Origin of the sequence: Saccharothrix algeriensis (assembly GCF_016907655.1) — a bacterium.
GTDB lineage: Bacteria > Actinomycetota > Actinomycetes > Mycobacteriales > Pseudonocardiaceae > Actinosynnema > Actinosynnema algeriense.
The window spans coordinates 5,513,394-5,533,066 of sequence record NZ_JAFBCL010000001.1 but is presented as its reverse complement, the minus strand read 5'-3'; the positions used below and the strand labels follow the sequence as shown (position 1 = coordinate 5,533,066).

Here is a 19,673-nt window from a genome sequence, read left to right as displayed (position 1 = left end):
GCGCCCTCCGGCCGGGCGGGCGGCGCCCGCCGAGCGGTATTCCCAAGTCCGCTCCCGACGGCTACGCTCCGTGCCGGAAGCACCGCCCGCTGGGCCATCCGGCCGTAACCCGTTGGCCGGATGGATGTCAACCGCGGGTGGGATTCCCCACGACGCCCTGTCGGACTAGAGCCATAACCGCGAATTCACATTATCGTCACGAGACCCCGGCAATCCCGGTGCACCGCCCCGCGTGATCAAGCGGCCCCAACCCGGCCGCGCGGCCACGCGCACAAGGAAGTGCAGTTTCCCGCACAACGGAGTGCGGTCCCCACGCCGTCGCCTCCCGGCGTGAGGCCACAGCCAGCAGTCCTCAGGCCGAATGCCCCCGCGTCAACGTCGCGCGCGGGCGTCGGCCACCTCCGTTTGCCCAGAAAACGCCTCTTCAGGCGATGCCACGGGAGGGCCCGTCGTGACCCACCACCACCATCACCGGCCGCACGGCCTCTACGACCCCCAGTTCGAGCACGACGCCTGCGGTGTCGCGTTCGTCGCCGACCTGGCCGGTCGGCGCAACCACGCGATCGTCGCGCAAGCGCTGACCGCGTTGCGCAACCTGGAGCACCGGGGCGCGCGGGGCGCGGAACCGGAGACCGGCGACGGCGCGGGGATCCTCATCCAGGTGCCCGACGCCTTCTTCCGCGAGGTCGTCGACTTCGCGCTGCCCGAACCGGGCTGCTACGCCGTCGGCACGGCGTTCCTCCCGCACGACGACGCCGGGGTCAGGGCCGAGATCGAGCGCATCGCCGAGGAGGAGGGCGCCACCGTGCTGGGGTGGCGCGACCTGCCGGTGGACAGCCGGCACGTCGGCCCCACCGCGCTGACCACCATGCCCGCGTTCAGCCAGCTGTTCCTGGGCGGCGAGGAGGGCCTGGAGCTGGAGCGCCTGGCGTTCGTGGTGCGCAAGCGCGCCGAGCACGCGACCGACGTGTACTTCCCGAGCCTGTCCGGCCGGACCATCGTCTACAAGGGGATGCTGACCGAGCCGCAGGTCGGGAAGTTCTTCCCGGACCTCGCCGACGAGCGGGTCACCAGCTCCATCGGCCTGGTGCACTCCCGGTTCTCCACCAACACCTTCCCCTCCTGGCCGCTGGCCCACCCCTACCGGTACGTCGCGCACAACGGCGAGATCAACACCCTGCGCGGCAACCGGAACTGGATGGACGCCCGCGAGTCGGTGCTGGCCACCGACCTGATCCCGGGCGACCTGGAGCGGGTCTTCCCGGTCATCACGCGCGGCGCGAGCGACTCGGCCACCTTCGACGAGGTGCTGGAGCTGCTGCACCTGAGCGGCCGGTCGCTGCCGCACGCCGTGCTGATGATGATCCCGGAGGCGTGGGAGAACCACACCGAGATGGACCCGCAGCGGCGCGCGTTCTACGAGTACCACTCCACCCTCATGGAGCCCTGGGACGGCCCGGCGCTGGTGTCGTTCACCGACGGCACGCTGATCGGCGCGGTGCTCGACCGCAACGGCCTGCGCCCGGCCCGGTACTGGGTGACCGAGGACGGCCTGGTCGTGCTGGGCTCCGAGGCGGGCGTGCTCGACCTGGACCCGGCGTCGATCGTGCGCAAGGGCAGGCTGGAGCCCGGCCGGATGTTCCTGGTGGACACCGCGCAGGGCCGCATCGTCGACGACGAGGAGATCAAGGGCGAGCTGGCCGCCGCCCACCCCTACCAGGAGTGGGTCGCCGAGGGCGTCCTGCACCTGGCCGACCTGCCCGCGCGGGAGCGCGAGGTGCCGACGCACGCGTCCCTCGTGCGCCGCCAGCAGGTCTTCGGCTACACCGAGGAGGAGCTGTCGCTGCTGCTGCGGCCGATGGCGCGCACCGGGGCGGAGCCGATCGGCTCGATGGGCAACGACGCGCCGTTCGCGCCGCTGTCCGACCGCCCCCGGCAGCTGTTCGACTACTTCTCCCAGCTGTTCGCGCAGGTGACCAACCCGCCGCTGGACGCGATCCGCGAGGAGCTGGTCACCAGCCTGCACGCCACGCTCGGCGCGGAGCCCAACCTGCTCGACGTCGACGGCTCCTCCTGCCGGCGCATCCTGCTGCCGTTCCCGGTGCTGGACAACGACGAGCTGGCCAAGCTCGTGCACGTCGACGACGACGGGTCGCTGCCCGAGTTCCGCACCTACACCGTGCACGGCACCTACGACGTGCACGGCGGCGGCGCGGCGCTGGTCGGGCGGCTGGCCGAGATCAAGGTCGAGGTGTCGGCGGCCATCCGCGACGGCGCGCGGCTGATCGTGCTGTCCGACCGCGGCGTGGACGCCGCGCGCGCGCCCATCCCGTCGCTGCTGCTGACCGGCGCGGTGCACCACCACCTGGTGCGGGAGAAGACGCGCACCCAGGTCGACCTGGTGGTGGAGGCGGGCGACGCGCGCGAGGTGCACCACGTCGCACTGCTCATCGGCTACGGCGCGAAGGCGGTCAACCCGTACCTGGCGATGGCGTCGGTGGAGGAGCTGCCCGACCTGGACGCCGGGACCGCGACCCGCAACCTCATCAAGGCGCTGGGCAAGGGCGTCCGCAAGACGATGTCCAAGATGGGCGTCTCGACCGTCGCCTCCTACACCGGCGCGCAGATCTTCGAGGCCCTCGGGCTGGGCGCGGAGGTGGTCGACTCCTGCTTCACCGGGACGACCTCGCGGCTGGGCGGCATCGGGTTCGACGTCATCGCCGAGGAGGTCGCGCGCCGGCACCGGGTCGCGTTCCCGGCCGACGGCGTGCGGGCCCACCACCGCGAGCTGGCCGTCGGCGGCGACTACCAGTGGCGCCGCGAGGGCGAGGCGCACCTGTTCAACCCGCAGACGGTGTTCAAGCTCCAGCACTCCACGCGGTCCGGGCGCTACGACGTGTTCAAGGAGTACACCTCCGCCGTGGACGACCAGTCGCGGCGGCTGATGACGCTGCGCGGGCTGTTCGAGTTCAAGGACACCACCCCGGTCCCGATCGAGGAGGTCGAGCCGGTCTCGGAGATCGTGAAGCGGTTCGCCACCGGGGCCATCTCCTACGGCTCGATCTCGCGGGAGATGCACGAGGTCCTGGCGATCGCGATGAACCGGCTGGGCGCGAAGTCCAACACCGGCGAGGGCGGCGAGGACGCGGAGCGGTTCGTCCGCGACGCCGACGGCGACCTGCGCCGGTCGGCGATCAAGCAGGTGGCCTCCGGCCGGTTCGGCGTCACCAGCGAGTACCTGGTCAACGCCGACGACATCCAGATCAAGATGGCGCAGGGCGCGAAGCCCGGCGAGGGCGGCCAGCTGCCCGGCGCGAAGGTGTACCCGTGGATCGCGCGGACGCGGCACTCCACGCCCGGGGTGGGGCTGATCTCCCCGCCGCCGCACCACGACATCTACTCCATCGAGGACCTGGCGCAGCTCGTCCACGACCTGAAGAACGCCAACCCGGCGGCCCGCGTCCACGTCAAGCTGGTCTCGGAGGTCGGCGTCGGCACGGTCGCGGCCGGGGTGTCCAAGGCGCACGCGGACGTGGTGCTGATCTCCGGCCACGACGGCGGCACCGGCGCGTCCCCGCTGTCGTCCATCAAGCACGCGGGCGGCCCGTGGGAGCTGGGGCTGGCCGAGACGCAGCAGACGCTGCTGGCCAACCGGTTGCGCGACCGGATCGTGGTGCAGACCGACGGCCAGCTCAAGACCGGCCGGGACGTGGTGATCGCGGCGCTGCTGGGCGCGGAGGAGTTCGGCTTCGCCACCGCTCCCCTGGTCGTGTCCGGCTGCGTGATGATGCGGGTGTGCCACCTGGACACCTGCCCGGTCGGCGTGGCGACGCAGAACCCGGTGCTGCGCGCGAAGTTCGCGGGCAAGGCCGAGCACGTCGTGAACTTCTTCGAGTTCGTGGCGCAGGAGGTGCGGGAACTGCTGGCGCGCCTGGGCTTCCGCACGCTGGCCGAGGCGGTGGGCCACGCCGAGCTGCTGGACACGCGGGCCGCGGTGGACCACTGGAAGGCCGCCGGGCTGGACCTGTCGCCGATCTTCCACGTGCCGGAGCTGCCCGAGGGCGCGTCGCGGCGCCACTCGGTGGCGCAGGACCACGGGCTGGCCAAGGCGTTGGACAACACGCTGATCCAGCTCGCCGAGGGCGCGATCGCCTCCGGCGACCGGGTGCGGCTGGAACTGCCCGTGCGCAACGTCAACCGCACGGTCGGGACCATGCTCGGCTCCGCGGTGACCAAGCGCTGGGGCGGGGCGGGGCTGCCCGACGACACCATCGACATCACCTTCACCGGCACCGCGGGGCAGTCGTTCGGCGCGTTCCTGCCGCGCGGCATCACGCTGCGGCTGGTCGGCGACGCCAACGACTACGTGGGCAAGGGCCTGTCCGGCGGCCGGATCACCGTCCGCCCCGCGCCCGGCGCGCGGTTCGCCGCCGAGCAGCACGTCATCGCGGGCAACGTCATCGGCTACGGCGCCACCGGCGGTGAGCTGTTCCTGCGCGGCCGGGTCGGCGAGCGGTTCTGCGTGCGCAACTCGGGCGCGCTGGCCGTCGTGGAGGGCGTCGGCGACCACGGCTGCGAGTACATGACCGGCGGCCGGGTGGTCGTGCTCGGGCCCACCGGGCGCAACTTCGCGGCGGGCATGTCCGGCGGCGTCGCCTACCTGCTCGACGCGGCGGCGCAGCGGGTCAACCCGGAGATGGTCGACCTCGACCCGCTCACCGGGGCGGACCGGGAGTTCCTCCGCTCCGCGGTGGAGAAGCACTACGCGGAAACGGGTTCCGCGGTGGCGCACGGGCTGCTGGCGGACTGGGACCTCGCGGTCGACCGGTTCACCAAGGTCATGCCCAAGGACTACAAGCGGGTGCTGGCGGCACAGGCGCGGGCCGAGCAGGAGGGCCGCGACGTCGACGAGGCGATCATGGAGGCCGCACATGGCTGACCCACGCGGATTTCTGACCACGGACCGGGAGACCCCCCGTCGCCGGCCGGTCTTCCTGCGGCTGCGGGACTGGCGCGAGGTGTACGAGGAGTTCGAGCGGCCCCGGCTGGAGGAGCAGGCCGGGCGCTGCATGGACTGCGGCATCCCGTTCTGCCACCAGGGCTGCCCGCTGGGCAACCTGATCCCGGAGTGGAACGACCTGGTGTGGCGGCAGGACTGGCGCGCCGCCGCCGAACGCCTGCACGCCACCAACAACTTCCCGGAGTTCACCGGGACGCTGTGCCCCGCGCCGTGCGAGGCGGCCTGCGTGGTGGGGATCAACGGCGACCCCGTCAGCATCAAGCAGGTCGAGATCTCCATCGTCGACCGCGCCTGGGACGAGGGGTGGATCACGCCCCAGCAGCCCCGGACGCGCACCGGCAAGCGCGTCGCCGTGGTGGGCTCGGGGCCGGCGGGGCTGGCCGCGGCGCAGCAGCTGACCCGGGCCGGGCACGACGTGGTGGTGCTGGAGCGGGCCGACGCCATCGGCGGGCTGCTGCGCTACGGCATCCCCGAGTTCAAGATGGAGAAGTGGCGGCTGGACCGCCGGCTGGAGCAGATGCGGGCCGAGGGCACCGGGTTCCGCACCGGCGTGCACGTCGGCGTGGACGTGTCGCTCGACGAGCTGCGGGCGTCCTACGACGCCGTGGTGCTGGCCGGCGGCGCGGCGGCGTGGCGGGACCTGCCGGTGCCGGGCCGCGAGCTGGCCGGCGTGCACCAGGCGATGGAGTACCTGCCGTGGGCGAACCGGGTGGCGCGCGGCGAACTGGCCGAACCGCCGATCAGCGCGGCGGGCAAGCACGTCGTGGTGATCGGCGGCGGTGACACGGGCGCGGACTGCGTCGGCACCGCCCACCGCCAGGGCGCGCTGTCGGTGACCCAGCTGGAGATCATGGCCCGGCCGCCCGAGCGGCGCGCCGAAACCCACCCGTGGCCCACCTACCCGGCGCTGTTCCGGGTCGCCTCGGCGCACGAGGAGGGCGGCGAGCGGCTGTACGCGGTGTCCACCGTGGAGTTCCTGGGCGACGCGGACGGCGCGGTGCGCGCGCTGAAGCTGGTCGAGGTGGCGGCGGCGGGCGGCCGGTTCGAGCCGGTGCCGGGCTCCGAGCGGGAGATCCCGGCCCAGCTGGTCACGCTCGCCCTGGGCTTCGTCGGCCCGGAGCGGGCCGGGCTGGTCGAGCGGTCGGGGGTCGAGCTGGACGCGCGCGGCAACGTGGCCCGCGACCGCTCGTTCGCGACCTCGGTCGACGGCGTGTTCGTGGCCGGCGACATGGGCCGCGGCCAGTCGCTGATCGTGTGGGCGATCGCGGAGGGCCGCTCGGCGGCGGCCGGCGTGGACGCCTACCTGACCGGGCGCGACGTGCTGCCCCGGCCGATCGAGCCGACCGACCGGCCGATCGCCTGACCACCCCGCGGCGGGCGGCCGGCGCAGCCCGCCCGCCGCGGGGGACCCACGAGAGCCGGCGCGAGGGCGGGGTGCACCCCGCTCCCCCGCCGCGCCGCGCCCGAAGACCGGCTCCCGGCGGACGGACAACGGGGTCCGCCCGCCGGGGGCCGCCCCGCACCGGGCCACGCGGCCCACTTCCGCACCGGGCCACGCGGCCCACTTCCGCACCGGGCCACGCGGCCCACTTCCGCACCGGGCCACGCGGCCCACCCCACAGCGGAGCCAGGCGACCACCCCACATCGGGCCACGAGGCCCACACCACAGCGGGCCACGAGGGCGCCCGCCCGAGCCGCGAAGGCGCCCCGCCCGGTCCCGACCCGAACCGGCTGCGGTTCTCGGCGGAAGTCGGTCGGCGCGCCTTCACCGGCGCCGCTGCCCGCTGGCCACCACCGGCACGACAGCCGGTGAGCGCCTGTCAGCGCACAGCCGCCAACCTGATGTCCGGGACCCTCAACGCGCGCCCGACCACGTCACCGGTGCGCCACACCGGGTCGGAGCCGCTCCACGACACCGAGCCGCAGCCCAGCGCCGCGGCCGTCTCACCGCGGGCCAGGGCGCCGGGGAACGCCACCGTCACCCGCACCACCGCGCCGCCGCCGGGCACCTCCAGGAAGAACCGCTCGCGCGCCGCCTCGAACAACCCGTCCAGCCGCAGCTCCGCGCCGTCCTCGCCGACCAGCCGGCAGGAGTCCACGACGCCGACCTTCGCGGCCAGCGCGCTCCGGTTCACCGCCGAGAGCGTGACCTTGGTGAAGTGCTCCGTCACCGACACCCGCTCCACCGTCGCCACCAGCGGCCCCACCCCGCCCGCCGCGGGCGCGACGAGCCGCTCGCCGAGCACGGCCTCCTGCGCCGTGACCCGGTCGACGGCGACCGTGGTCCCGTAGGCCAGGCAGCCGCCGACACCCAGCAGCGCCGCCGTCGCCAGCACCGCCGGGACGAGCCCCGCGCCACCTGCCCGCGCCGCCCGCAGCTCCCGCGGCAGGTCCACGAGCAACGGCGCGCACCCCAGCGCGACGGCCAGGCCACCGGTCGTCAACGGCGTCATCACCGGGTGCGCCACCGACGCCGTCACGGCCACGACCAGGGCGATGAACAGGCTCAGCGCCGCCCGGCCCGGCGTCGGGAACCGGCGGCGCGGCCGGGCCGGCGGGCCGGGGCGGCGGGCAGGCGCCCGGCCGCCGTCCCGGCGGGGCTCGGAGCGCCCGTCGCGCCGCGGGTCCGGAGGCACGTCCCACCCAGGTTCCCGCCGGGGCTCCCGCCGGGGTTCCCACCAGGGCTCCCACGGGGGCTCCCACCGGTCCCACCAGGGTGCGCGCGCGGCCCGCCGCGGCCCGGGGTCCGCCGCCCCTCGCGCGCCCGGCGGCGTGGCGCGGTGCGGCCCCGGGGGCGCGGCCCGACGGGGTCGGCCGGGCTCGTCCCGCGCAGTTCCCATCGCACCCCCGCCCCGCGTCCGCACCGGTGGACCACCAGCGTGCTGCCCGGTGATCGCGACGGCCGGACCACACGCCGGAAGACCACCCGGACGGGGGAGAGCGGGCGCGGGAGAGCGGACCGGGCAGCCGCGCGCCTGCCCGGTCCGCCCGGCTACTTGCAGAGCTTCCAGGCGAAGTGGTAGGTCGTGTCGAGGCTGCCGTCCGTCGAGTCCATCGACATGAAGCTCGTCGTCTTGCCGGTGTCGGACGTGCCGGCGTTCACCCGCAGCTCGGTGTTGATGTTGAAGTTCCGGCGCTCACCGCACGGGTGGTACACGATCGCGATGAGCTCCGTGGTGTCGGTCGCCTGCCAGTCGTCGGTCAGCGGCCCGTTGTAGGTGTGGGACTTGTAGGCCGTGGGCGACATCCCCTGGAAGTAGTAGTTCGCCCGTTCCACGCCGGACGCGCCCCGCTCCAGGTGGGCGAAGCCGCGGTAGTCGGCCTGGGCGATGCCGTAGGTGAAGCCCTGCGGCACGTTGACTCTCAGGTTGAGCTGGCAGTTCTTCCGGAAGTCGGTGGGCGAGGCGCCCACCCCGACCTGGGCGAGGAAATCGCTGTACGTGACGGTGAACGCCTTGTTGTCCGGCGAGACCGCCACCGCGGCGGTGCCCGCCGGACAACCCGACCCGTTCACCGTCACCACGTCGATGGTGAGGTGGTCGGGCGGCGGCGTCGTGCCCGGCGCGCCGCCCGGGGGAAATATGATCACCGACGTCGCCAGAGCGGCCGCGGCCACGAAGTTGAGCATGAGTGCACCTTCCGACTGGTTCCTGCGCGGCGGCGGCAAAAATGAGCCGAACACGCGGCGGCGGCCGTCAGAAAATGGCTAGCAGCGCTTCCACGAGAAGTGGTAGCGGGTGCTCACGTTGCTGTCGGTGGAGTCCATCACCATGAAGCTGGTGCCGCGTGAGCTGCCGGCCGAGACGCGCAGTTCGGTGTTCACGTTGAACAGCCGCCGCTCACCGCACGGGGCGTAGACGATCGCGTCCCACTGCGTGGTGTCGGTCGCCTGCCAGTTGTCGTTCAGCGGCCCGTTGAAGGTGTGGGCCTTGCGCGCGGTGGGCGACATGCCGGAGAAGTAGTAGTTGCCCTGCTCCAGGCCGCTGGCGCCGGCCTGGAGGTGGGCGAAGCCCCGGTAGTCGGCCTGGGTGATGCCGAACGTGAAGCCCTGCGGGTAGCTCAGCTGGAGGGTGAGCTGGCAGTTCTTCCGGAAGTCCGTGGGCTCGGCGCCGCCGCCCGCCTGCGCGAGGAATTGGCTGTAGGTCACGGTGAAGGTGGTGCGGTCCTCGGACGGCGCGACCGCGGCGGTGCCCGCGGGGCAGCCGGAGCCGTTGACCGTGAGCACGTCGACGCGCACGTAGTCCGGTGCGGTCAGGTCCGGCGCCGCCCGGTCCGCCGCGGCGCCGCCCGGTAGCAACGCGGTCAGGGCGAGGGTGGCCGCTGCCAATGTGGTCAGCATGGGAGACCTTTCTGCTGCGTGGTGACGCGGCGGCGCGCTGGAAATGTAGCGCAGAATACTTCGGGCCCGTTCCGCCAACCGGGTGGCGAGCCCTTCCCGAACATTCAATGCGGTGTGGCAGAATTTCCCGTCAAGGTGGGATGACCACATCACAGAAAAGTGCTCGGCGCTACAACAACAGTTTTTCCGGAATACTGTCCCTCCAATTCGGACCCGCCCGCGACGAGCCGGGTCACCCGCCCGGGGCCGACCCGGCCGGGGCGAACCGATCAAGGTGATCCCATCGCGGTGATCCCATTGCGGTGATCCAACCGGGGCAGCTCGATCGGGGTGATCCGACCAGGACGATCCGATCAGGGCGCTCGATCAGGGGTGGCCCGGGCCCGGCCGCTCACTCGGGGCGGGCCGCCACCACCCGCCGGATCAGCTCCACCATCTGCGCCCGCTCGGCCGGGTCGAGCACCTCGAACCAGCGCGACTCGCGGGCGTTCTGGCGGGGGAACACCCGCGACACGGACGCCCGGCCCTGCTCGGTCAGCGCCACGAACACCACCCGCCGGTCCTGGTCGTCGCGGGTCCGCTCGACCAGCCCGGCCCGCTCCAGGGTGTTGATCAGGTTCGACATCGCCGACCTGGTCGTGCCCGACAGGTCGGCCAGCCGCGCGGGCTGGGTCGGACCCAGGGTCCACAGCTTGAACATCAGCCGGAACCCGGGCATGGTCCACCCCTGCTCGCGGTGCACCAGCGCCTCGTAGTCGGTGATCATCATGTACGCGAGGTGGAGCACGTTGTAGGAGAGGCCGAACGCCTCCGCGTCACCACCGGACTCCGCGATCCGGTGCCGCGCGAACCGCTCGTAGTCCTGCTCCGTCACCACGTCCTCCGCGACGGGAACCTCCTGCTCTGCCACCTGCGCATCCTCGCAGGGCCGGCGGGTCGAGGGAACGCGAATCGGGCACACTTACCGACGTGCGCGGGACGAGGCGATTCGGCATCACGGCGGCGGTCTCGCTCGCCCTGGCCGTCGCCGCCTCCGTCGCGGCCGGTTTCGACGTCGTCACCGGCTGGGCCGCGGTGGCGCTGGACGACCTGGCCCAGCTCGCCACCGGTCTGTTCGCGACCGCTTCCTGCTGGTGGACGGCCCGGCGGGCGCACGGCCCGGACCGGGTGTGGCGGGTGCTGACCGGCGCGGGGATGCTCGGCTGGTCCACCGGGCAGAGCCTGTGGACGTGGTACCAGCTGGTGGAGCGGCGCGCGGTGCCCTCGCCGTCGCCGGCCGACGCCGGCTACCTGAGCATCGTGCCCTTCGCGTTCGCGGCGCTGCTGGTGATCGGCAGCCACCGCCGCTCGGAGACCCCGGACGCGCTGCTGGACCACCGGTCGCGCGGCGCGCGGCTGGTGCTGCTGCTGGACGGGCTGATCGTGGTCGGGTCGCTGTTCCTGCTGACCTGGACGACGTCGCTGGGCGGCCTGGTGGAGAGCGGCAACCCGAGCACCGCCGCGTTCCTGGTCGCCATCGCCTACCCGCTGACCGACCTGGTGCTCGTGGTGATCGTGGTGGTGCTCGCGGCGGACCGGAAGGTCGTGCTGCGGCCCCAGCTGTGCCTGCTCGGGCTCGGCCTGGTCGGGCTGGCGATCTCGGACAGCGCGTTCGCCTACCTGGTGAGCGTCCAGGCCCCGGAGGTCCCGCCGCTGGCCAACGCGGGCTTCGTCATCGGCCCGGTGCTGATCGCCCTGGCCGCCCTCGTCCCGTCCACACCGCACACCGCGCCGCGCCGCACGGCCCGCTCGCGGCAGTGGGCTCACCTGCTGATGCCCTACGTGCCGCTGCTGGTGTGCGCCGTGCTGGTGCTGCGCCGAACCGCGACCGGCGACCTGGCGCCGTTGGACGCGGTGGAGATCGGCTGCGGCTTCACGGTCTTCGTGGCGGTGATCCTCCGCCAACTGGCGACCATTGTGGACAACACCAGGCTGGCGTCGCTGTTGCGGGAGTCCGAGCGGACCTTGGAGCACCAGGCGCACCACGACTCCCTCACCGGCTTGGCGAACCGCGCGCTGTTCGAGCACAGGCTCGACCTGGCCCTGGCGGCGCACCGCGACGGCACGCCGTTCGGCCTGCTGTTCGTCGACCTGGACGACTTCAAGGCGATCAACGACGTCTCCGGCCACGCCCACGGCGACGCGGTCCTCGAACAAGTCGCCCAACGCCTGCGCACCTGCGTCCGCGACTCCGACGTGGTAGCCCGACTGGGCGGCGACGAGTTCGGGATCCTGGTGAAGGGGGTCGACGAGCCGGAGAAGGTCGCCTTCCGCATCCTCGACACCCTGGGCGAGGAGATCAGCGCCAGCGTCGGCGTGGTCGTCTGCGCCGACGCCGACCCGGAGGACACCGCCGGTTCCGTGCTGCGACGCGCCGACAAGGCCATGTACGAAGCGAAGCGCGACGGCGGCCGGGGCCTGGTCATCCACCCCTGACCCCCATCGGCAGCGCCACACCCCGCAACAGCCCTTTACCACGCTTTCGGGTTTTCGGCACGCCCCGTGCAGTCCGGTGCCTTCGTGTTCTCCCCGTATGGCCTGCCCGGAGGGCTACCATGCTTTTCCTGGGGGTGCAAGCACGCTTTTCGCTTGCACCCCCAGGAAAAGCATGGTCGTCTTTGACAGGTCATGCGGGGGGAACACGACCGCTCTTTCTTTTCATTCTCCTTGGCGGCCTGCCTGTCCGGCGAGGACTCTTTCATCTTTTCAGCTTCGGGCTCTACGGCACCAATTATTACCTGGGTCGGTGCGCGACCCAAGTATGAAGAGCGGCCGAGAGGCCCCCAAGGAGGAGGAAAGCAAGAGCGGTCGTGTTCTCCTCCCCGCACGGCCTGCCGAAGGCAATCGCATTTGTCGGGGGGTGTCAAGCGAAGAGCGTGCTTGACACCCCCCGACAAATGCGATCGGGCTGCGCCCAGGCCGTACGGGGAGGAGAACACGAAGCAACCGGTATGTGCACGAGGTGCAGCACGGCTGCGTGAAAGGCGCGCCAGGTAGGCCACCTCTGCGTGCAAAGCGCGCCAGGTGCGCCACTTCCACGTGAAAGTGCTAAAGGTGCGCCATCGAGAGGGAGAGGGGAAGCGCGCCCCTCACCTCTTCGGCACGAAGGCGTAGATGCTGGCCGGCGAGCCGGAGCCGCGTCGGTTCACCGTGCCGCCGACCAGGACGTGCGCGCCGGTCTCCGGCAGTTCCGCCAGGTTCGCCAGCACCTCCAGGCTGATCCGGTGCTCCCGGTAGAGCAGCTTGGACACCGAGTACGCCGTGTCCACCGCCGGCTCCACGCTGAACGTGTCGGTGCCCAGCGCGCCGCGCCGCCCGAGCCGCCCGGTGTCGACCAGCCACTGCGCCGCCGCCAGCGAGAAGCCCGGCTGGTGCATCTGCCCGGACCGGTCCTGGTTGTAGAACCGCGGGGTGCCCCAGCGGTCCTCCCAACCGGTCCACAGCACGATCGCCGCCTCCTTCGGGATGCGGCCGTGCTCGCGCTCCCAGCGCTGGAGGTCCGCGACGCTGACGGCGTAGTCGGCGTCGCGCCGCGCCCGCTCCCGCACGTCGATCTTCACCGCGGGCAGGAACAGGTCCTCGACGTCGAGTTCGTCGGCGTGCGGCTCACCCTCGTTGAAGTGCGAGGGCGCGCCCCAGTGGGTGCCGGTGTGCTCGCCCTGCTGCACGTACTGGAGGTAGAAGCCGTCCTCGGGCACGGTGGTCACCGTGCTCATCGTGAACGCCGGGTCGCCGGGGTAGACGCTGGTCCGGTCCGGGTCGTTCACGTGCGCCAGGTTCACGAGCCGGTAGTCCTTCAACCCCAACGGCTTCGCCTCCGCCGTCCCCGCGCCCGCCACCGCCATGCCGCCCACCGTCGAGACCACGCCCGCGAGCATCGACCGTCTGCGCACCGTCGACCACTCCTCCGCTCAGCTGTCACCCGATCCGGGCAACCTTAACTGCTCGGTGATCAGGGAAGAGCACCCCTGATCACCCACGCCCCCACCCGCGCCACCTCCCACGCCGCCCAACGCCCCGCCACCCGGCCGAGGCGCGGCGGAACGACGGCCCGCCCGGAGCGTCGAGCGACCACCCGCCCCTCCACCTCATCGGCCCGGACTCGGCCCCCCCATCCCCCGGCGCACACCCCTCGGCGCGGGCGCAAGCGATTGTCCACCAGCGCCGGGTTCCGACCGCGATCACCACCCGGCCTACCGCTGCGTGATCGGACGGAGCAACCCGCGCACCCTCCGCACCGGCCGAGGGCCCCCGACCGCCACCGAAACGATCACTCGGAGCCGGATCCCGCCGCGCTCGTGCGCCGGACGTACCCGCCAACGGCTGATCTTTGCGCCGCATTTCTGCGGGAACAGCACTCCCCCGACCATTCCACCTCACGTCAACTATCTTTTCGGGTGAATTTTGCTGGGTCGAAAGAGTTACACATTCCAGGCCAGGGCGAATCCTTCCGCCAATGCCCCCTAAAATCACCCGTAATTGCTTGCGCCGGCGACGACCTGCACAGCGCGTGCACGAAGCGGCAGCGCATAGCTCTATGGGGCGTCGCCGTGTTGGCCGCTTCCCCCCGCGCATTCGGGCTCACTACCGTCAATCCGGCCCAATGAACGAATCCGATTGGCGGTGTGCTGGTGACTGTGACCGATCCGGACGTGGACACCGAACGGCCCCGGCTGAGCCTCGGCACAGCGGCGGCCCGGAACCTGGCCACGACCACCAAGTCCGTCCCGCAGATGCAGGGCATCAGCTCGCGGTGGCTGCTCAAGGTGCTGCCCTGGGTGCAGGCGTCCGGCGGCGCCTACCGGGTCAACCGCAGGCTCACCTACGCGGTCGGCGACGGCCGGTTGACCTTCACCAACACCGGCGCGGACGTGCGGGTGATCCCGCAGGAGCTGACCGAGCTGCCGCTGCTGCGCGGCTTCGAGGACGTGGCGGCGCTGGCGGCGCTGGCCGACCGGTTCCGGCAGCGCGAGTTCGCCCCCGGCGAGGTGGTCGTGGAGGCCGGGCGCCCCCAGGACCAGGTCTTCCTGATCGCGCACGGCAAGGTCAACAAGATCGGCCAGGGCGAGTACGGCGACCAGACCGTGCTGGGCGTGCTGGCCAACGGCGACTACTTCGGCGACCAGGTGCTGGCCGGGCCGCAGGAGCCGTGGGACTTCACCGTCAAGGCCGTCACCCCGGTCATCACGCTGGCCCTGAGCTGGCCGGACTTCGAGGCGCTCAACGGCGACGCGGGCGGGCTGCGCGCGCACATCCAGCGCCGGTCGGCCCCCGGCGCGCAGCGGCAGAACGCGCACGGCGAGGCGGAGATCGACATCGCGTCCGGCCACGAGGGCGAGCCGGACCTGCCGGCCACCTTCGTGGACTACGAACTGGCCCCGCGCGAGCTGGAGCTCAGCGTCGCGCAGACCGTGCTGCGGGTGCACAGCCGCGTCGCCGACCTCTACAACCACCCGATGGACCAGGTCGAGCAGCAGCTGCGGCTGACCATCGAGGCGCTGCGGGAGCGGCAGGAGCACGAGATCGTCAACAACCGCCAGTTCGGGCTGCTGCACAACGCCGACCTCAAGCACCGCATCCACACCCGCACCGGCCCGCCCACCCCGGACGACCTGGACGAGCTGCTGGCCGTGGTGTGGAAGCAGCCGACGGCGTTCCTGGCCCACCCCAGGGTCATCGCCGCGATCGGCCGGGAGTTCACCAAGCGCGGCATCTACCCGGGCAGCGTGGACCTGGGCGGCCACCAGGTGCCCGCGTGGCGGGGCGTGCCGATCCTGCCCTGCGGCAAGATCGGGATCAGCAAGACCCGCACCAGCTCCATCATGCTGCTGCGCGCCGGCGAGCAGAACCAGGGCGTCATCGGCCTGCACCAGACCGGCCTGCCCGACGAGTACCAGCCGGGCCTGAACGTGCGGTTCATGGGCATCGACGAGAAGGCGATCATCTCCTACCTCGTCAGCGCCTACTACTCCGCCGCGATCCTGGTCCCCGACGCGCTCGGCGTGCTCGAACACGTGGAGATCGGCCGCGAGGACTAGTCGACCACGACACGAGATAGGGAACCTGACGTGACCGTGACAGACCCCGGCCTCCACCCCGAAGAGGCCGAGCAGCGGCGGAGCCTGGGCACAGCGGGCGCGCGGAACCTGGCGACCACGACCAAGTCCGCCCCGCAGATGCAGGCCATCACCCCCCGCTGGCTGCTGCGCAAGCTGCCCTGGGTGCAGACCCGGGCGGGCACCTACCGGGTCAACCGCCGGCTCACCTACGCGGTGGGCGACGGCCGGGTGACGTTCACCAGCACCGGCGCGGACGTCCGGGTCATCCCGCAGGAGCTGCGGGAGCTGCCCGTGCTGCGCGACTTCCCCGACGACGAGGTGCTGGCGGCGCTGGCCGACCGGTTCGTGCAGCGGGAGTTCGCGCCGGGCGAGGCGCTGGTCGAGCAGGGCCGCCCGGCCGAGGAGGTCTTCCTCGTCGCGCACGGCAAGGTCAACCGGGTCGGCCGCGGCGAGTACGGCGACCAGACCCTGCTGGACACGCTGGCCGACGGCGACCACTTCGGCGCCGACGCGCTCACCGGCCGGGAGGCCCGGTGGGAGTACACCGCCAGGGCCGCCACGCCGGTGATCGCGCTGGTGCTGCCGTGGCGCTCGGTGCAGGAGCTCGACGGGCGGGCCGGGGCGCTGCGCGCGCACATCGAGGAGGTGGCGCGGGGCCGGGGCAAGCCGCAGAACAAGCACGGCGAGGCCGCCATCGAGATCGCCTCCGGCCACGAGGGCGAGCCGGACCTGCCGGCCACCTTCGTGGACTACGAGCTCGCCCCGCGCGAGTACGAGCTGAGCGTGGCGCAGACCGTGCTGCGGGTGCACAGCCGCGTCGCCGACCTCTACAACCACCCGATGAACCAGACCGAGCAGCAGCTGCGGTTGACCGTCGAGGCCCTGCGCGAGCGGCAGGAGCACGAGATGATCAACAACCGGGGGTTCGGGCTGCTGCACAACGCCGACCTCAAGCAGCGCATCCACACCCGCACCGGGCCGCCCACCCCGGACGACCTGGACGACCTGCTCAGCCGGCGGCGCAAGACGGCGTTCATGCTGGCCCACCCGAAGGCGATCGCGGCGTTCGGCCGCGAGGCGTCCAAGCGGGGCCTGTACCCGGCCACCGCGAACGTCGACGGGACGCAGGTGACCACCTGGCGCGGTGTGCCGCTGCTGCCGTCGGACAAGGTCCCGATCAGCGACCAGGGCACCACGTCGATCCTCGCGATGCGCGTGGGCGAGCAGGACAGCGGCGTGATCGGCCTGCACCAGACCGGCATCCCCGACGAGTACCAGCCCAGCCTGAACGTCCGGTTCATGGGCATCGACGAGAAGGCGATCATCTCCTACCTCGTCAGCGCCTACTACTCGGTGGCGGTCCTGGTGCCCGACGCGCTGGGCGTGCTGGAGCACGTGGAGATCGCCCGCCACTAGCGGCGGCCCCGGTGCTCGGGCGGTCGGGCGCGCCCGACCGCCCGAGCACCCCCGCGCGCGGTTCGCCGGGCGCTCCCCCGACAGGCGAGGAAGTTGGAGCGGATGACAGACCTGGACGCCACCCCCGCGCACCGGTCCGCGCACGAGGTGCTCAGCCGCAGCCGCGCCGGCGTCGGCCCGGCGCTGCGCGCGGCGGTGGACCGGCTGCCGGACTCGATGCGCGTGATCGCGGGCTACCACCTGGGGTGGTGGGACGAGCACGGCCGGCCGTCGGGTGCGGAGGCGGGCAAGGCGCTGCGGCCCGCACTGGTGCTGCTGGCGGCGCGGGCGGTGGGCGGCTCGGCGGCGACGGCGCTGCCGGCGGCCGTGGCGGTGGAGCTGGTGCACAACTTCTCGCTGCTGCACGACGACGTGATGGACGGCGACACCACCCGGCGGCACCGGCCGACGGCGTGGACCGTGTTCGGCGTGAACGCGGCGATCCTGGCGGGCGACGCGCTGCTGACGCTGGCGCTGGACCTGCTGGCCGGCAGCGGCCACCCGGCGGCGGCGCGGTCGATCCGGGTGCTGGCCGAGGCGACGCAGCGGCTGCACGACGGGCAGGCGGCGGACCTGTCGTTCGAGGACCGCGCGGACGTGCGGCTGGACGAGTGCGTGCGGATGGCGCGGAACAAGACGGCCGGGCTGGTCGGCGCGGCGTGCGCGCTGGGCGCGCTGTTCGGCGGCGGCGACGACGCGCAGGTGGAGCGGTTGCGGCTGTTCGGCGAGGACACCGGCCTGGCGTTCCAGTTCGCCGACGACGAGCTGGGCATCTGGGGCGACCCGGCGGTGACCGGCAAGCCGGCGCACTCGGACCTGGCCAACCGCAAGAAGTCGCTGCCCGTGGTGGCCGCCCTGACCTCGGGCACGCCCGCCGCGCGGGAGCTGCACGCGCTCTACCGCGCCGGCGGCCCGCTGTCGGGTCCCGACCTGGTGCGGGCGGCGGAGCTGGTGGAGGCGGCCGGCGCGCGCGACTGGGGCCGGGAGAGGGCCGACGAGCTGCTGGAGCGGGCGCTGGGGAGCCTGCGGGCCGGCACGCCCGACGAGGCCGCGCACCGGGACCTGGCCGCCCTGGCCCGCCTCGCGATCCACCGCGACCGCTGAGGACCCGGCTCGCCCCGCGCCGGTCGAACCGCGCCGGTCGAACCGCGCCGGTCGATCCGCATCGGTCGATCCGCGCCGGTCGCGCATTCCCAGGGGGTTTCCCGCGCCCATCGGCGTCCGCGGTCGACCGGAACGGGAAATCCCGGAGAATCCGGGCGAGGGGGAAGGAGGCGGACCGGTTCACCCGCCGGACACAGGTGAAGAGATCACCGTTAACCTTTCCGGCGGGCAAAGTGCCAACTACCTCACATCCCGGTCGGTCGCGCTGGTGGGGGCGTTCCGGCGCGGCGTACCCTCCGCCGGCGAATATGAACCCTTCACCCATTGGTTGACCCGGAGAACGGGCGCACCGGGCAAATCCGGGAACACCAGCCCGATCATCCGACCCCTACTCGGGAGTTCCACCACTCTTGGGAAGCGCCGGGCCACGCACAGTGCCCGCACCGCCCTTTTTGCGCTCGATGAGCAACAAGAACGAGACAAACGGCTGTGCCGCCCGTAGGGTCTGGCGTCGGCAGTGACCGCGGCCACTGGCCCGCGCCGATCATCCGACCGCTTGAGGAGCTGGTGGTGTCAACCTTCCGGGTGCGCCCCTACACCGTGACCGGCGGGCGGACGCGCTCGACCACGACGCTGGCGATCGAGACGATCGTGACGACGAACCAGCGGGCCGCGCCGGACGCGCTGACGTCCACCGCCGAGCACCGCATCATCAGCGACCTGTGCCGGCACCCGCACTCGGTGGCGGAGGTCGCCGCGCGGTTGCGCCTGCCCCTGGGCGTGGTGCGCGTCCTGCTGGCCGACATGTCGGACCTGTCCCTCATCGACGTCCACGCCCAGGACGAGGTGTCCGGCGACGGGCGGCCCTCGCTGGCGCTGATGGAGCGGGTGCTGGTGGGGTTGCGCCGCATCTGACCGCCGCGGGCGGCCTCCGGCGACGGGCAGCCGGGCCGGCGACGCGTCGCCCCGCGGGCCGCGCACGCGGAACTCGGCGATCCCGTGCCGGCGCAGGCCGACGGAGGCGTTGAGCCGCAACGGTTCCCCGTCCGCGGCTTCACCGGCGTCAGCCCCGGTCCCGCAGTGCCCGCCGCAGGGCGCGCAGGGCGTAGTAAACCCTGGACTTGACCGTGCCCGGCGGCACGCCGAGCACGGCCGCGGCCTCCCCGACGGTGCGGTCCCGCACGTACGTCTCGAGAATGGCCTCCCGGTGCTCCTCGGTCAGCCCGCTGAGGGCTTCGGCCACGACCATCGCCGACAGGGTCCGGTCCGCCTCGTCGCGCCCCGGCGCCTCGTCCCACGGCGTCAGCTCCGACTCCTGCGGCCGGGCGCTGCGCTTGCGGCGGTCGTCGATGACCAGCCGCCGGGCCACGGTGAACAGCCAGGAGCGCAGCAGCACCGGGTCGCGCTCCAGCTTCTCGGCGTTGCGCCACGCCCGCAGCAGGGTCTCCTGCACGATGTCCTCGGCCCACTGCCGGTCGCTGCCCGTCAGCCGCATGGCGTGCCCGAGCAGCGCGCCGCCGAACTCCCGGTAGAGCCTGCGGATCAGCTCGTCCTCCGCGGTGGGGTCCGGCCGGACGGGCTCCGCCGGGGGTCGAGTGCTGCGTCTGCGCCGCGCCACGCCGTGCATCCAAGCGCGCGGAGCGGTGCCGAGTCGAG

General features: G+C 72.7%; 13 protein-coding genes. 7 read left to right on the top strand and 6 right to left on the bottom strand.

Going from position 1 to position 19,673, the window contains the following annotated elements; all coding sequences use genetic code 11:
• The first annotated feature begins 451 nt into the window (after positions 1-451).
• Both gltB and JOE68_RS25340 read left to right on the top strand, forming a co-directional pair.
• Entirely contained in the window at positions 452-4,939 is a 4,488-nt protein-coding gene (gene gltB, locus JOE68_RS25345) for a glutamate synthase large subunit (protein ID WP_204844779.1), read from the top strand.
• Positions 4,932-6,383 carry a glutamate synthase subunit beta gene (locus JOE68_RS25340; protein ID WP_204844777.1) on the top strand — a complete coding sequence of 484 codons (1,452 nt, stop codon included), beginning with the start codon at positions 4,932-4,934 and terminating at the stop codon, positions 6,381-6,383. The genes gltB and JOE68_RS25340 overlap by 8 nt, the downstream gene beginning before the upstream one ends.
• 458 nt (positions 6,384-6,841) lie before the next feature.
• Here JOE68_RS25340 and JOE68_RS25335 read toward each other — a convergent pair whose 3' ends face one another.
• The 4 genes from JOE68_RS25335 to JOE68_RS32280 all read right to left on the bottom strand — a co-directional run bounded on the left by JOE68_RS25335 (position 6,842) and on the right by JOE68_RS32280 (position 10,270).
• On the bottom strand, positions 6,842-7,657 hold the full coding sequence (locus JOE68_RS25335) for a hypothetical protein (RefSeq protein WP_204844775.1): 816 nt from the start codon (positions 7,655-7,657) through the stop codon (positions 6,842-6,844).
• Between the two features lie 356 nt (positions 7,658-8,013).
• Positions 8,014-8,649, bottom strand: coding sequence for a DUF4360 domain-containing protein (locus JOE68_RS25330; RefSeq protein WP_204844773.1), 636 nt, complete (start codon positions 8,647-8,649; stop codon positions 8,014-8,016).
• A 78-nt stretch (positions 8,650-8,727) separates the two neighbouring features.
• On the bottom strand, positions 8,728-9,360 hold the full coding sequence (locus tag JOE68_RS25325) for a DUF4360 domain-containing protein (protein ID WP_204844771.1): 633 nt from the start codon (positions 9,358-9,360) through the stop codon (positions 8,728-8,730).
• A gap of 391 nt (positions 9,361-9,751) precedes the next feature.
• Positions 9,752-10,270 carry a MarR family winged helix-turn-helix transcriptional regulator gene (locus JOE68_RS32280; RefSeq protein WP_204844769.1) on the bottom strand — a complete coding sequence of 173 codons (519 nt, stop codon included), beginning with the start codon at positions 10,268-10,270 and terminating at the stop codon, positions 9,752-9,754.
• A gap of 59 nt (positions 10,271-10,329) precedes the next feature.
• Between JOE68_RS32280 and JOE68_RS25315 the strand changes: the two genes are divergently transcribed.
• Positions 10,330-11,835: a GGDEF domain-containing protein gene (locus JOE68_RS25315; protein ID WP_204844767.1), complete on the top strand. Its 1,506-nt coding sequence runs from the start codon at positions 10,330-10,332 to the stop codon at positions 11,833-11,835.
• 653 nt (positions 11,836-12,488) lie between these two features.
• On the opposite strand, the gene JOE68_RS25310 is transcribed toward JOE68_RS25315, so the two are convergent.
• Positions 12,489-13,292, bottom strand: coding sequence for a cyclase family protein (locus tag JOE68_RS25310; protein ID WP_307819887.1), 804 nt, complete (start codon positions 13,290-13,292; stop codon positions 12,489-12,491).
• Positions 13,293-14,030: 738 nt separating this feature from the next.
• Between JOE68_RS25310 and JOE68_RS25305 the strand changes: the two genes are divergently transcribed.
• From JOE68_RS25305 to JOE68_RS25290, 4 genes are all read left to right on the top strand, one after another.
• Positions 14,031-15,437 carry a family 2B encapsulin nanocompartment shell protein gene (locus JOE68_RS25305; RefSeq protein ID WP_204844765.1) on the top strand — a complete coding sequence of 469 codons (1,407 nt, stop codon included), beginning with the start codon at positions 14,031-14,033 and terminating at the stop codon, positions 15,435-15,437.
• A 30-nt stretch (positions 15,438-15,467) separates the two neighbouring features.
• Positions 15,468-16,874, top strand: coding sequence for a family 2B encapsulin nanocompartment shell protein (locus JOE68_RS25300; RefSeq protein ID WP_204844763.1), 1,407 nt, complete (start codon positions 15,468-15,470; stop codon positions 16,872-16,874).
• A gap of 102 nt (positions 16,875-16,976) precedes the next feature.
• Positions 16,977-18,017 carry a family 2 encapsulin nanocompartment cargo protein polyprenyl transferase gene (locus JOE68_RS25295; protein WP_204844762.1) on the top strand — a complete coding sequence of 347 codons (1,041 nt, stop codon included), beginning with the start codon at positions 16,977-16,979 and terminating at the stop codon, positions 18,015-18,017.
• Between the two features lie 570 nt (positions 18,018-18,587).
• Entirely contained in the window at positions 18,588-18,932 is a 345-nt protein-coding gene (locus JOE68_RS25290) for a DUF742 domain-containing protein (RefSeq protein WP_204844760.1), read from the top strand.
• Between the two features lie 148 nt (positions 18,933-19,080).
• Here JOE68_RS25290 and JOE68_RS25285 read toward each other — a convergent pair whose 3' ends face one another.
• Positions 19,081-19,644, bottom strand: a complete 564-nt coding sequence (locus JOE68_RS25285) for a sigma-70 family RNA polymerase sigma factor (RefSeq protein ID WP_204844758.1) — start codon at positions 19,642-19,644, stop codon at positions 19,081-19,083.
• Between the last annotated feature and the right edge of the window lie 29 nt (positions 19,645-19,673).